This is a genomic window from Streptomyces sp. NPDC050674 (assembly GCF_040654575.1).
In the GTDB taxonomy this organism is placed as follows: domain Bacteria; phylum Actinomycetota; class Actinomycetes; order Streptomycetales; family Streptomycetaceae; genus Streptomyces.
Genome location: NZ_JBFAIG010000006.1, coordinates 334,772 through 346,198, shown reverse-complemented (window position 1 = coordinate 346,198; position 11,427 = coordinate 334,772). Strand labels below are relative to the sequence as shown.

General features: G+C 68.4%; 17 protein-coding genes and 1 tRNA gene. 11 read left to right on the top strand and 7 right to left on the bottom strand.

The window, feature by feature from the left end:
* The 6 genes from AB0I06_RS13580 to AB0I06_RS13555 form a co-directional block, all read left to right on the top strand.
* On the top strand, nt 1–222 hold a 222-nt coding region (locus tag AB0I06_RS13580; RefSeq protein ID WP_363118909.1), incomplete at its 5' end, for a hypothetical protein.
* 27 nt (nt 223–249) lie between these two features.
* Nucleotides 250–534 (top strand): hypothetical protein, encoded by a 285-nt coding sequence (locus tag AB0I06_RS13575; RefSeq protein ID WP_107455048.1) that lies wholly within the window; start codon nt 250–252, stop codon nt 532–534.
* Nucleotides 531–1,136, top strand: a complete 606-nt coding sequence (locus AB0I06_RS13570) for a vitamin K epoxide reductase family protein (protein WP_363118908.1) — start codon at nt 531–533, stop codon at nt 1,134–1,136. The genes AB0I06_RS13575 and AB0I06_RS13570 overlap by 4 nt, the downstream gene beginning before the upstream one ends.
* Before the next feature lie 134 nt (nt 1,137–1,270).
* Nucleotides 1,271–1,789 carry a hypothetical protein gene (locus AB0I06_RS13565; RefSeq protein ID WP_363118907.1) on the top strand — a complete coding sequence of 173 codons (519 nt, stop codon included), beginning with the start codon at nt 1,271–1,273 and terminating at the stop codon, nt 1,787–1,789.
* Between the two features lie 106 nt (nt 1,790–1,895).
* Nucleotides 1,896–2,375, top strand: a complete 480-nt coding sequence (locus AB0I06_RS13560; RefSeq protein WP_363118906.1) for a tyrosinase cofactor — start codon at nt 1,896–1,898, stop codon at nt 2,373–2,375.
* The gene (locus AB0I06_RS13555) at nt 2,359–3,225 is read left to right on the top strand and encodes a tyrosinase family protein (RefSeq protein ID WP_363118905.1); all 867 of its coding nucleotides are present in this window, start codon (nt 2,359–2,361) and stop codon (nt 3,223–3,225) included. Before AB0I06_RS13560 ends, AB0I06_RS13555 begins: the two co-directional genes overlap by 17 nt.
* 110 nt (nt 3,226–3,335) lie before the next feature.
* On the opposite strand, the gene AB0I06_RS13550 is transcribed toward AB0I06_RS13555, so the two are convergent.
* Nucleotides 3,336–3,617, bottom strand: coding sequence for a chaplin (locus tag AB0I06_RS13550; protein ID WP_363118904.1), 282 nt, complete (start codon nt 3,615–3,617; stop codon nt 3,336–3,338).
* Nucleotides 3,618–3,788: 171 nt separating this feature from the next.
* The gene (locus AB0I06_RS13545) at nt 3,789–4,748 is read right to left on the bottom strand and encodes a D-2-hydroxyacid dehydrogenase family protein (protein ID WP_363118903.1); all 960 of its coding nucleotides are present in this window, start codon (nt 4,746–4,748) and stop codon (nt 3,789–3,791) included.
* Between the two features lie 1,140 nt (nt 4,749–5,888).
* Between AB0I06_RS13545 and AB0I06_RS13540 the strand changes: the two genes are divergently transcribed.
* From AB0I06_RS13540 to AB0I06_RS13530, 3 genes are all read left to right on the top strand, one after another.
* Nucleotides 5,889–6,062: a hypothetical protein gene (locus AB0I06_RS13540; protein WP_363118902.1), complete on the top strand. Its 174-nt coding sequence runs from the start codon at nt 5,889–5,891 to the stop codon at nt 6,060–6,062.
* 526 nt (nt 6,063–6,588) lie between these two features.
* The gene (locus AB0I06_RS13535; protein ID WP_363118901.1) at nt 6,589–6,777 is read left to right on the top strand and encodes a hypothetical protein; all 189 of its coding nucleotides are present in this window, start codon (nt 6,589–6,591) and stop codon (nt 6,775–6,777) included.
* 99 nt (nt 6,778–6,876) lie between these two features.
* Entirely contained in the window at nt 6,877–7,359 is a 483-nt protein-coding gene (locus AB0I06_RS13530) for a tyrosine-type recombinase/integrase (protein ID WP_363118929.1), read from the top strand.
* On the opposite strand, the gene AB0I06_RS13525 is transcribed toward AB0I06_RS13530, so the two are convergent.
* From AB0I06_RS13525 to AB0I06_RS13515, 3 genes are all read right to left on the bottom strand, one after another.
* A tRNA-Arg gene (locus AB0I06_RS13525) sits at nt 7,318–7,399 on the bottom strand. The genes AB0I06_RS13530 and AB0I06_RS13525 overlap by 42 nt on opposite strands.
* 64 nt (nt 7,400–7,463) lie before the next feature.
* Nucleotides 7,464–7,712 carry a hypothetical protein gene (locus tag AB0I06_RS13520; RefSeq protein ID WP_363118900.1) on the bottom strand — a complete coding sequence of 83 codons (249 nt, stop codon included), beginning with the start codon at nt 7,710–7,712 and terminating at the stop codon, nt 7,464–7,466.
* Nucleotides 7,713–7,763: 51 nt separating this feature from the next.
* Complete coding sequence (locus AB0I06_RS13515; RefSeq protein ID WP_363118899.1) at nt 7,764–8,519, bottom strand: GntR family transcriptional regulator; 756 nt, start codon at nt 8,517–8,519, stop codon at nt 7,764–7,766.
* A gap of 78 nt (nt 8,520–8,597) precedes the next feature.
* Here AB0I06_RS13515 and AB0I06_RS13510 point away from each other — a divergent pair, with 78 nt between their 5' ends.
* Nucleotides 8,598–8,876: a hypothetical protein gene (locus tag AB0I06_RS13510; RefSeq protein WP_363118928.1), complete on the top strand. Its 279-nt coding sequence runs from the start codon at nt 8,598–8,600 to the stop codon at nt 8,874–8,876.
* A 592-nt stretch (nt 8,877–9,468) separates the two neighbouring features.
* Entirely contained in the window at nt 9,469–9,765 is a 297-nt protein-coding gene (locus AB0I06_RS13505) for a hypothetical protein (protein WP_363118898.1), read from the top strand.
* A gap of 289 nt (nt 9,766–10,054) precedes the next feature.
* On the opposite strand, the gene AB0I06_RS13500 is transcribed toward AB0I06_RS13505, so the two are convergent.
* Together AB0I06_RS13500 and AB0I06_RS13495 are read right to left on the bottom strand one after the other, a co-directional pair.
* Nucleotides 10,055–10,498, bottom strand: coding sequence for a hypothetical protein (locus AB0I06_RS13500; RefSeq protein WP_363118897.1), 444 nt, complete (start codon nt 10,496–10,498; stop codon nt 10,055–10,057).
* A 158-nt stretch (nt 10,499–10,656) separates the two neighbouring features.
* Complete coding sequence (locus tag AB0I06_RS13495; RefSeq protein WP_363118896.1) at nt 10,657–10,914, bottom strand: hypothetical protein; 258 nt, start codon at nt 10,912–10,914, stop codon at nt 10,657–10,659.
* Between the last annotated feature and the right edge of the window lie 513 nt (nt 10,915–11,427).

Genomic DNA, 11,427 nt, shown 5'->3' with positions numbered 1-11,427 from the left:
CTGACCTGTGCGGCCGCCCGCAGCCGGGGCCGGTTCTGGCTCGCCGACAAGTGCCGGTCCCCGGACCGGCACGACTTCTCGTTCAGCGGCCCATATGAATTCGAGATGCATGTCGAGATGCATGTCGAGATATATGAGGTCGACTCATATGAGGTTCCGGCCACGGGGTTTCCGCTCCGGACAGGCATCGTTAGGCACGGCGTCCGAATTCACCGCCGGTGACGTCAGTCGCCGAAGAAAGGATTCACGATGAAGTCCCTGAAGGCCGCCGCCGTCGTCGCCGGTTCCCTCGTCGTCGCGGGCGCCGCCGCGCCCGCGCACGCCGCCTACGACCCCGCCAACGTGACCCCCACCAGCCTCAACGGCGCCGTCAACGCGCTCACCAGGGAGCCCATCGACCCGATGCCGCTCAAGCACCAGTCCAACGCCCTCGACACCGAGAATAAGGACTCCGTGCTCAGCACCGTCAAGCAGGCGACCACCCGGCTGAACTCCAACGGCGGCCTCCTCGGCGGTCTCCCGCTGCCGAAGTGACCCCGCCCGCGCCCGGCGCCGCGCGTACGGCGGGCGCCGGCCGGGCGTTCGCCCTGCTGCTCGTCGTCGCGGGAGCGGCCGGGCTGCTGGCGTCCTGGGTCATCACCCTCGACAAGTTCAAGCTGCTCGAGGACCCGGACTTCACCCCCGGGTGCAGCCTGAACCCGGTGGTGTCCTGCGGCGGCGTCCTGAAGAGCGACCAGGCCGAGGTCTTCGGATTCCCCAACCCGATGCTGGGACTGGTCGCCTACGGCGTCGTCGTCTGCGTCGGCCTGAGCCTGCTGGCCGGTGCCCGCTTCCCCCGCTGGTACTGGCTGTCCTTCGACGCCGGATGCCTCTTCGGCGTGGGATTCGTGACCTGGCTCCAGTTCGAGTCGCTGTACCGGATCAACGCGCTGTGCCTGTGGTGCTGTCTGGCGTGGGCCGCCACGATCCCCCTGTTCTGGTACGTGACGTCGTACACCGTGCGCCGGGGTTTCCTGCCCGCGCCCGGGGCGGTGCGCCGGTTCCTCGACGAGTTCACCTGGGTGCCGCCGGTGCTGCACCTCGGCATCGTCGGCATGCTGGTCCTCACGCGCTGGTGGGACTTCTGGACGCGCTGACGGCACCGGACGCGGGCGGGGCCGTCCGTCGTATTACTGCGGCAGTCGGGGGAATTGTGCGCTCGTGCGGTTCCCCGGCTCGTTACTCGGTACGCACGCCGAGCCCCCGACACGTGAAAGGGACCGCACCCCAGATGAAGTCGACCACCCGAGGAACCCTCGCCGCAGTGATGACGTGTGTGGCGGCCGCGGCCGGCGCCGCCGCCGCGACCCCCGCCGCCGCGGTCGGCGCGGTCCCCGTCCCCCTGCCGCTGGGCGGCGCCGAGAAGGCGCTCAACATGGAACTGCCCGAGGTCACCGGGCAGCTCCCCGTGCCCGTGCCGGGCTCGCCGGAGGGCCCCCGCTACGTCGAGGGCCGGCTCCTCCCGGACCGGGCCATCCCGCAACTGCCCGTCCACGGCGGGCTGCCCGGCGCGGACCTGCGGGCGCCCCTGCCGCACCTCCTCGGCGCCGGCTTCGACCACGTCGGCGTCGACGCCCCCGCCTCCGACCTGCGGACGCTGGCCCCGGGCGTCTCCGTCGACGCCCCGCTCACCTCGCCCACCGCCGACGGCTTCGGCCTGCCCCAGGCGAAGCTCCCGCAGGTGGGGGTGCTGGCCCCGCTGGTGCAGACCGTCCCCACGGCGGACCTGGGCATCGGCCCCGGTCTGTAGGACTTCGGACCCCACCGGGTGTTCTCGTGTGGCCCCCGCGGCGGTGACCGCGGGGGCCTTCGGGCTGTTACCGCTGTGACAGCCCGAGCGCAACGAGGAGCACGACATGGTCGTAGGAGTCGGCGGAGTACCGGTGGGAGCGGCGGAGGACGGGGAAGCGAGAGGCACCCGGCGGGGTCTGCTGCGCGGTCTGATGGCCGCGGCGACCGGCGCCGCACTCACCCCCGTCGTCCTGGCCTCATGGCCGACGGCGCCCGACGGCAAGAACACGGACCTGCGGGCCGACGACGGCATGTTCGAGGAGATCTACCGGGGCCGCCGCATCCGCGGTGTCCCCCTCCCCGGGCGGGAGCGGGAGACCGGCGACGCGGACTGGCACGTCACCGTCGACGGGCGGCCGCTGCACCTGATGCGCCGCGCGGACGGCAGCTGGCTGAGCATGGTCGACCACTACCGCTCCTACCCCACCCCCCTGGCGGCGACCCGCGCGGCCGTCGACGAACTGGGCCCGGGGCGCCACCTGCGCGACCTGCCCGGCCACGGCCCCGGGCACCAGGACGGGGGAGACCATGGCGTACACGCGTAAGGACGTCAGCACCCTCACCCGCACCGAGAAGCGCCGCTTCGTGAAGGCCTTGCTGGAGGTCAAACGGCGCGGCGAGTACGACGAGTTCGTCCGCACGCACATCGAGTACTACACCTCCGACGGCGACGACGGCCTGCGCACGGCCCACATGGCGCCCTCCTTCCTGCCCTGGCACCGGCGCTTCCTGCTGGACCTGGAGAGGGCGCTGCAACGGGTCGACACGTCGGTGTCGGTGCCGTACTGGGACTGGACGCGTGATCGCACGACCACGTCCACGCCCTGGACCGCCGACCTCCTCGGCGGCACCGGGCGGCGCTCCGACCGCCAGGTGACGACCGGGCCGTTCGCCTACGCGGAGGGCAACTGGACCATCAAGGAGGGCGTGACCGACGAGGAGTTCCTCACCCGGGACCTGGGCCGCCCCCGCGACCCGATCCAGCTGCCCACCAAGGCGGAACTGGAACGGGCCCTGAGCGACCCGCTCTACGACGCCTCCCCCTGGGACTCGACGACGGCCAAGGGCTTCCGCAACAAGCTGGAGGGGTGGGGGAGCGGGCGGGGCAGTGCCTCCTGGCAGAACCACAACCGGGTGCACCGCTGGGTCGGCGGCGCGATGGTCGGCGGAGCCTCCGTCAACGACCCGGTCTTCTGGCTGCACCACGCCTTCGTCGACCTGGTGTGGTCCCGCTGGCAGCGGCGGCACGGCGAGCACCGCTACCTACCGGCCAAACCGCCCGGGCCGTCCAGCGCGCAGTACCGGCGGGTCGTGGCGCGGCACGAGAAGCTGCCGCCCTGGGACGTGACGCCGGATCAGCTGGAGGACCACGAGCGGTTCTACCGGTACGCGTGAGCCGACCGTGTGCGGCCTCGGCGCGGCACAGCCGCCCGGGCCTGATCACCGCGAAGGGCCCCGGCGCACTGTGTGCCGGGGCCCTTCGGGTGTGCTCAGGGGCGAACGGATCAGTTGCCGTACCCGTAGCCACCGTGGTGACCCTTGGTGTCGTCCTTGTTTTCGCACTCGTTGCCGAACGCCGGGTTCAGCAGGCCGATCACGTTCACGGTGTTGCCGCACAGGTTGATCGGGATGTGGATCGGAACCTGGACGACGTTGCCCGAGAGGACGCCCGGGGACCCCACGGCCGCGGCCTGGGCACCGGCGTCGGCCATGGCCAGGCCGGCCCCGCTGAGCACCACGGCACCCGTGCCGAGCGCGACACCGGCCGCCTTCGCGATGCGAGACATCACGTTCTCCTTCTGACTCGGAAACCACGGCGGCAGGTGGCGCCACCGTGCTTCCCGTTCAACGCGTCCATGGACGGGGGGTCACGGCGATCATGGCCGGATCACCCGTCTTGGACAGGCTCGTACCGCCCGGTCAGGGGAGTCGCCGCACGGGCGGCTCGTACCGCCCGGTCAGGGGAGTCGTCGCACGGGCGCGCCGTCGAGGAACGAGCGGATGTCCTCCACGGCGTGCCCGTAGTACGTCGCGTAGTTCGCCCGGGAGACGTAACCGAGGTGCGGGGTGGCGAGCAGACGCGGGGCCGAGCGCATCGGGTGGCCGGCGGGCAGCGGCTCGATATCGAAGACGTCCACACCGGCGCCGGCGATCCGGCCCGAGTGCAGGGCGTCGAGGAGCGCCTCCTGGTCGACGATCGCCGCGCGCGAGGTGTTGACCAGGTAGGCGGTCGGCTTGAGCAGGGCGAGTTCGGCGGGGCCGAGCAGACCCCGGGTGCGCTCACCGAGGACGAGGTGGACCGACACGAAGTCGCTGCCCGCCAGCAGTTCCTCCTTGGAGGCCGCGCGTTCGACCCCGACCTCGTCGGCGCGCTCCCGGGTGAGGTTCGGACTCCAGGCGCTCACTCGCATGCCGAAGGCCAGCCCGACCCGGGCGACCCGGCTGCCGATCTTCCCGAGCCCGAGCAGCCCGAGGCGCCGGCCGTGCAGATCGGCACCGACGGTGCTCTGCCAGGGGCCGCCGGAGCGCAGGGCGCCGCTCTCCTCGACGATGCCGCGCGCGAGACCCAGCAGCAGCGCCCAGGTCAGTTCGACGGGCGGGGTGGACGAACTGGCCGTGCCGCACACCGTGACGCCGTGCGCCTCGGCGGCGGCGTAGTCGATCACGGTGTTGCGCATGCCGGAGGCGACGATCAGTTTCAGCCGGGGCAGCCGCGCGATCAGCGACCCGGGGAACGGCACGCGCTCGCGCAGCGTCACGACGATGTCGAAGCCGGCCAGGGCGGCGACGAGCTCGTCCTCGCCGTCGATGTGCCGGTCGAACGACACGACGTCCACGTCGCCGGTGACCACCGACCAGTCGGCGACCTCGGTCGCCACCTGCTGGAAGTCGTCCAGTAGAGCGCATCGCAGCGGCACGGGGGGCACCTTTCGGGGGTGGGGGCCGGTCGAGTTTGGCGGGTTGAGGGCGGGTTTTGCGGGCGGAAGTGGGGCGGAGGGTCATGATCGCGTGCGGGTGGGCTGCGGGGAAGGCCCCGGTCGAGTACTGGGGCACTCACGTACGTCAGCGCTGAGCAGGCCGTGCTTGTTGCACTCATCGCAGTGTTGGAGACGCTGGGCGGATCCGTCGTCGCCAGCACCGTCGGTATGGCGCCGTTGGAGGATCCCTGTGACACGTACGGGGAGGCCGAGGACGCCTGTTTCACGGCGCGCACGGCGCGTATGGCCGCCTTCTCCGACTCGGACTCACGGGCGTGCCGGACCTGGTCGCAGACCTCGCGGTGGCTGCCTTCGAAACTTCCATCATCATCGAAGAGGCGGCGAACGAGGCCGAGTGAGCGCGCGCTGAGCTCCTCAGCGTGAACCTCGATAGGCTCGGTGGTCGTCAACGCTGTTTTGCTTCGGCGTGGTTGGAGAGCGATGCCTCGATACGTTCCAGTCAGGATCGTTACGCCAGAGGAGGAGGAAGCCGATCGCAGAGCTGGCATCGTCCTAGCATCTGTAGCGCTTGCAACTGTTTGTCAGATGGCGGGCATCTTCTACCTCTCCAGGGCGCTGCAAGGCGGGCATCTTGGGCATGCCGCACTAGGGTCGGTCTGTGTACTCCTGGCGGCTTGGGTCGCTCAGCTCGTGGATGCCAAAGGCCGCCGGCGTCCGTTCAGAACGCGGAGGTTCATTCTCGGCGTCTGTCTCTCTTTCGCGCTCGTACTTGCCCTGCCCAACTTCTTCTAGACGGGTGGCGTGCTACTCGCCGAGTCACACATGGCGGGGCTGGTGCAGAGCACCAACCGACGCTCCCCGTTGTTCCCCGCCGCAAGCCAGCTGACCGGCCACGTGGGGGGCATGGTCACGGACTCCCTTCCGGGGCCGCGGTCCCCTGTTTCGCCTACGAGGAGCTCCGCTCTGTCTGGCAGATCAACACACCGGCAGCGCATCGTCGAACGTGATCAGCCTGGTCCGGCATCGGCGAACCTGAGATCATGCCGCGTGCACCGGTGTGGACGACCTGTCCATCTCCGTGGTGCTTTCGACCGCAGACACTCCTGAGAAGAGGCTCTCGTGAAGAAGAACAGCATGACCACTGGCTTACCCCTTGTCATTGGCACCGTGATTGCCGCTGGCGTCCTCATTCAGGACAACTACGGCGGCGCCGTCTTCGCCGTCGTGGCTGGTGCCGGCGCCTCGCTTGTCCTGCACTTCAGGTCTAGCCGCAACCAGGGGCGTGCTGAGTAGCTGCGAGCCCGGCAGCCGAAGCCCAGGACAAAGCACGAGATCGGTGGAGCGGCTTTGGGCGGGAGCTGCCATGGGGCGAGTGATCATGGCCCGTTAAGCCTCCGGCGCGTCGGGCCGTCTGTGAACCTCCCGGTAAAGCACGACGTTGGGGCCATGATCTTCGAGACTCGCGACTCGCCCCATGGTGGCTGCCTAAAGCCGTGGAGCCGACCGCCCTGGCCACAGAGAGTCCTCTCCCACTTCATGCCCGCAGCCGCCCCGACTTGGAAAGAAGAAGCTCGCCCGGCTCTCAACCAAGACGTACGCCTCTTTCCTCGGCTGGGCTCGTCAGGCCTGCCAGTGCTGCGCTCAGGGACGTGATGCCGCTCGTCCGGCCGGTGACCGTCGCTGCTGTGCCGCCACTCCCAAGCGGTGCTGCGAGCGTCGGCTGTCGCCGCGCATGGTCCAGTACCTGCACGCGGTGTTGCGGAACGCCCTCCAGTAAGCGGTATGTGAGGAGTTGGTGCAGCGCAACGTCGCATAGCTCGTGCAGGTCCAGACTCGTCGATACCGGGTTGGTCGCGGCCTGTCCGTCGCGGAGGGGAAGAAGCTCCTGGACGACGTGCGTGACGACCGCTTGAGTGCGGCGTACATGCTCGCGCTGTACCTGGGGCTCCGGCGCGGCGAACTGCTCGGGCTCCACTGGTCGGACGTTGACCTGGACGGGGATCGCTGAAGATCCGTACGGCCTTACAGCGAGTCAACGGAGAGCTGACGCTCGTCGCGCCCAAGACGCGTCGCTCGGAGCGCCCCGTACCGCTCCCGGCCGTGTGTATTGCCGCGCTCCGCCGGCACTTCGAGCGCCAGGCGGAAGAACGGGAAGCCGCGGGGGAGCAGTGGCGGGAAAACCGGTCTGGTCTTCACCACCAGGCGGGGGACTCCGATTGAGCCCCGGAACCTGAACCGGCACTTCTACCCGATCCGCGAGCGGCTCGGCCTGGACGTCCGCTTCCATGACCTCCGCCACACCTGTGTGACCCTGCTGCTGGGTCTTGGGACGCCGCACATCGTCCGCGACATCGTCGGGCACAGCACCCTGAACGTGACCATGAACATTTACGCGCACGCCGACATGACGGAGAAGCGGGCCGCACTGGACAAGCTGGGAGACCTGCTGTCCGGCGAGCGACTGGGTCGTTGCCGTCAGCGTTGCCGTCCGAGGCACGAAACGCCCTGGAGGGGAGATCCCCTCTGGGGCGTTTTTGCTGGTAGGAGGTGGCGCCCCCGGCAGGACTCGAACCTGCGGCCAAGCGCTTAGAAGGCGCTTGGTGGGTCTGGTGCCGCACCGCTGCTGACCTGCTTCTCTTACCGTGCAGCGCGCGTCATCGTCTGGACTTCGACACGCATTCGACGCGGCTCGGGCTACTCGTACGTCGTCGCTGCTTGCAGGGCTCGCGCGAAGAACGCCCAATCGCCGCCAGGCGGCAACTCCCGGCCGGTGTTGCGGTACCAACCGTCCGCGTCATCCATCCAGGCGGCCAGAGCGTCCAGGAAGCTCGGAAGGTTCGCGTTCTCCCAGGAGCCTCCGTCCCCGGCGTGACTGCGACGCAAGGAACGAACGAAGGCTGCCAGGTCTTCTCTGCTGCCGACGTGATCAGGAGAAGTGGTCATGCCTGGGGACCCTACTTCGCACGCCGAGCCGAAGTCGCCCTGTGAGCGGAGCTAGCGGTTGATCGGGATCTCGTAGACGATTTCGCAATGCGCGGCGGGCACCACGATGTCCGCCGTCTCCACGGGCCGCCCGTCGTCGCTGTAGTACGTCCGCCGGATGTGCGTCACGAGCGCGGCCTTCTGGATACCGAGTAGTGACGCCTCCTCGGCGGTCGCTTGCCTCGGCTCCGGCTGCTCGACGGCGTGGCTGACGGTGACACCGATCGCGGCCATGCGGTTCACGACTCCTGCCCCGGCGTGCGGCCCTCCCTCGGGAAGGACGACGAGAGTACCGGCGGTGAGGTCGTACGGCTCCCAACTCGTGGACAGCTGCACCGGCCTGCCGTCGGCCAGGAACTCGTACACCGTCCGTACGCACAGGTCGCCCTCAGCGATTCCGAGCCGCGCCGCGATGTCTGCCGGAGCCGGCACCTTGGCCTCGGTTCGGCTCTCCCAATCCCCTTGCCTGCCGAGGGCCTTCATGTCCGCCCGGAAGGGCGATCCGCTGGGCTGCTCCCGGGCTGATGACCGGACGACCCGGACCCGCTGTCGGGGCTCGGCGACGTACGTGCCCGAACCGGCGCGCCCCTCCAGCACACCCTGGGAGATCAGCAGCTCCTGAGCCCGGCGGACCACGTTCTCGCCCACGCCGCACTCCTGGCCGATCTGGGCGCGGGAGGGCAGGCGGTCCCCGGGCTCCCATACGTGTTCCGCGATCCGCCGCCGGAGTTCATCGGCGATGCGGAGGTAGGGCGGCTGCTCAGGCATATGGAAAATCTAGTCCACTAGCTCTAATCTAGTTAACTAGCTTCACTCAAAGTGATCGCCGGTGACGGAGGCTGCCCTGTGCCCGCTTCGGGAGTTCGCGCGGCAGTCATCGCTGCCCGGCTGACCGACCTCGGACTTCCCGCGCGCGTGGAGGAACACCACCGGCACACGGCGGTCGAAGCGGCAGTGCCGGAGTCTCTCTCCGTCGACTTATGGCGGGAGGTCCTGGAAGCGGTGGCCGAGGCCGATCGATTCGGGCTGCTCGCCACCAGCCTGAACGACCGCACCCTCTGGGCGGTCGTAAGCAAAGCGGTCCCCGCGACGGGCGATGTCGGGGGACCGAGCCATCAGCGATAGGAGCTGACCAGCATGCTCAACCGTATCCGTCGCGCCGTTGCTCTCGCCAGAGCGCGGCATGTCCCCAAGGGTAGGCACCGCCGCACCTTAAGGCCCTCGCGGCCACCGATCGCCCTCGTTTCCCCGGCATCTGCTGATGAGCCGACAGTCGCACTCGCGCAGGCCGTCGACGAGCCGAGCCATCGGCACTTGCTCAGGGGCGAGGACAGTGCACTCGTCCGCCCGTACGTGCTGGCGCGAGAAGACCGCACCCGACGGCGCCCGACGGTCGTCATTGCTCCCTACCCGTCGACCGACGCCTGGTCGACTCTCCTGGGGGTTCAGTGACGTCCTCGCGGCGGCAGACTCTCGGCCAGGACACCTCAGCTACCTCGTACCGCTCGGTTGCTTGCCAGATCGGTACGCACCAGGCCTGCGCGGAGTCCACTCCGGATTCGGCGCCGGTCGACCTCCCCTTGATCTACGAGGCTTGCGTCTGCCTGTGCCACTCGGTATCTGACGAGTCTCGACCCGGAGGCAACGCAGCGAGGAACTCGACATCCAGCGGCACGCCGGCGCCCAACATCGAGGCTACCGAGGGGCGAGCATAGGGATGACGACACAGGACGAACTGAGGCTTCTCCCCTGGGCGGGGCCGGATGGCAAGCCGTGCTACCTGAGCACCGGTGACCATGGGGGCTACGTCTCCCGCCTGGCGGACCGCATCGAGGCGTTCCAGCTTGGGATGGCGTCCCAATTGCTTGAGCAGGCGCGTCAGGTACTCGACGACGACACCGAGGACCTGGAGGAGTTGCACCTTCTCGCCGCCCAGTTGACCAGCGCACTGCGGGACGTGCTGCGCGTAGCGACCAGCCGCGGACGCAGGCCGGTCGCGCCTGGGCATCGTTGAGGGGACTGAGCGGCAGCCGTGTGTAGTGCGGCAGGGAGCCTCGGAGTCGGTCCGGGGCTCCCTGTTTCATCTGGCGTGACCTTGGCAGGCCCGCAATGGGGCTGAGCTTGGTGACTACCGTTTTAGGAGTTCGATCTACGCCCGCCCCTGGTGCCGTCCCCGGCTGGCCCGATGGCCGCCCAGGGGCGTTGCTGTATGCCGTCGTCCGGCATCGTTGATGTCAGCGTTGGATGTCAGCCTGACCGGACCATCCGAGGACGGCGCCAGGGGCATTCCCGAAGAAGAGGATCTATACGGCGAACTCGTGCGTGATCCCGACACACACGTCGCCTTCGAATAGCAGCGCGATGTGGTAGACGTCGCTCTGCCACTGCAATAGCACCTGATGGGGGCCCGCAACGCTGAAGCTGGAGTAGGGGCCGACCACATCGACGATCTCGTCTTTGCTGCGGCCGACCAGGTTGCCAAGGCCCGCAAAACTTCGAGCTAGTGCCCGTCCGCCGGGCAACAGCCCAGAGTCTTCGCTCATGATGCCGGCGAACTGGCCCTGCTCGAAGAGAACTCCGATGTGGTAGCTGCCGCTTTGCCACTGGAGCAGGGTTTGTCCTAGCCCCGTCATGCTCTGACTGATTGGCGCACCGACCGAAGCGATGATCTCGTCCGCTGTGCGGCCCGTGAGGTCCCCCAGTTCGGCGAAGCCCTGTTGCAGCCTCTGCCCCGACAAGCCAAACATGACCCCTCCCTCATGTGATGACGCCCGCACTCTACGGGCCTTGCGTCCATGTTTGTCCGCCGCTGTGCGTCAGCGTTCTCACGCAGTTACGTAGACACTCACGGCGCGCCCTCTATTGATGGCCGTTGCTGAGGGGGGAGGCGTGTTGCCAGCAAGGTTCACGCCTCGGGCTCGTCCTCATCCTCAGACCACTCGACATCGACGTCTGTGTACTGGGCAGACGTCTCGGCCCACCGGTAATCCCAGGTCATACGGCTGCGAACCGTGGTCACGCTACCGTCGAGAAGCTCGCTTTTGGCCGCCTCGATTGCAGCGCTCACCGCGGCTTCGTAGGCTGCCTTGATCCTTGCCGCGTGGATCTTGCGATCCCCCATCTCGAACTCGAGCGTCACGGTCAACACTTTGGGTGTGCTCATGTTTGTCCCCTCCTCATCAGGCGCACTCCTGACATGCGGCATTGATCAAAGCACGCTGCATCGGTGATCGCTGGAGTTCTTCGCAACTGAGCCTCGATAGCGGGGCCCAAGCCGTATACACGGCTCCGGAGGCCCCTTGACGCTCGGGCAACGCGTGAGGTCACGCTCACACAGGCGGCAGTTCAGGACGGACGAGTCCACGCACAGTCCACGGCTGGATGAGCACCGCTTACAGCCTTCGATCAGGACTTCTAGCCGATTGGAGCGTATGCGCCGGACCAGCGGGGATGCCCACGGTCGGTGCCTTGATGACACCTGTGGATGGCAGCCGGAGCTGGCGCTTCTTGGATCTTGCGCTTCTCTACTTGGCTTCCTCGCCTCGTGCCGGACCCGCACCGTACGTGGGTACGGTCCATGACGAACCGGTGACAGGAGGTGCCTGTCGCTGCCCCTCTCTGCACGAGCCTGCGCCGACCTTCCACGCCCGAGAGATGGCGAGAATGATCGTCATTC

Coding starts and splice junctions, on each gene's coding strand:
- AB0I06_RS13575 (WP_107455048.1), top strand. CDS start 250: ATGAAGTCCCTGAAGGCCGCCGCCGTCGTCGCCGGTTCCCTCGTCGTC.
- AB0I06_RS13565 (WP_363118907.1), top strand. CDS start 1,271: ATGAAGTCGACCACCCGAGGAACCCTCGCCGCAGTGATGACGTGTGTG.
- AB0I06_RS13560 (WP_363118906.1), top strand. CDS start 1,896: ATGGTCGTAGGAGTCGGCGGAGTACCGGTGGGAGCGGCGGAGGACGGG.
- AB0I06_RS13555 (WP_363118905.1), top strand. CDS start 2,359: ATGGCGTACACGCGTAAGGACGTCAGCACCCTCACCCGCACCGAGAAG.
- AB0I06_RS13550 (WP_363118904.1), bottom strand. CDS start 3,617: ATGTCTCGCATCGCGAAGGCGGCCGGTGTCGCGCTCGGCACGGGTGCC.
- AB0I06_RS13520 (WP_363118900.1), bottom strand. CDS start 7,712: ATGACCACTTCTCCTGATCACGTCGGCAGCAGAGAAGACCTGGCAGCC.
- AB0I06_RS13515 (WP_363118899.1), bottom strand. CDS start 8,519: ATGCCTGAGCAGCCGCCCTACCTCCGCATCGCCGATGAACTCCGGCGG.
- AB0I06_RS13505 (WP_363118898.1), top strand. CDS start 9,469: ATGACGACACAGGACGAACTGAGGCTTCTCCCCTGGGCGGGGCCGGAT.
- AB0I06_RS13500 (WP_363118897.1), bottom strand. CDS start 10,498: ATGTTTGGCTTGTCGGGGCAGAGGCTGCAACAGGGCTTCGCCGAACTG.
- AB0I06_RS13495 (WP_363118896.1), bottom strand. CDS start 10,914: ATGAGCACACCCAAAGTGTTGACCGTGACGCTCGAGTTCGAGATGGGG.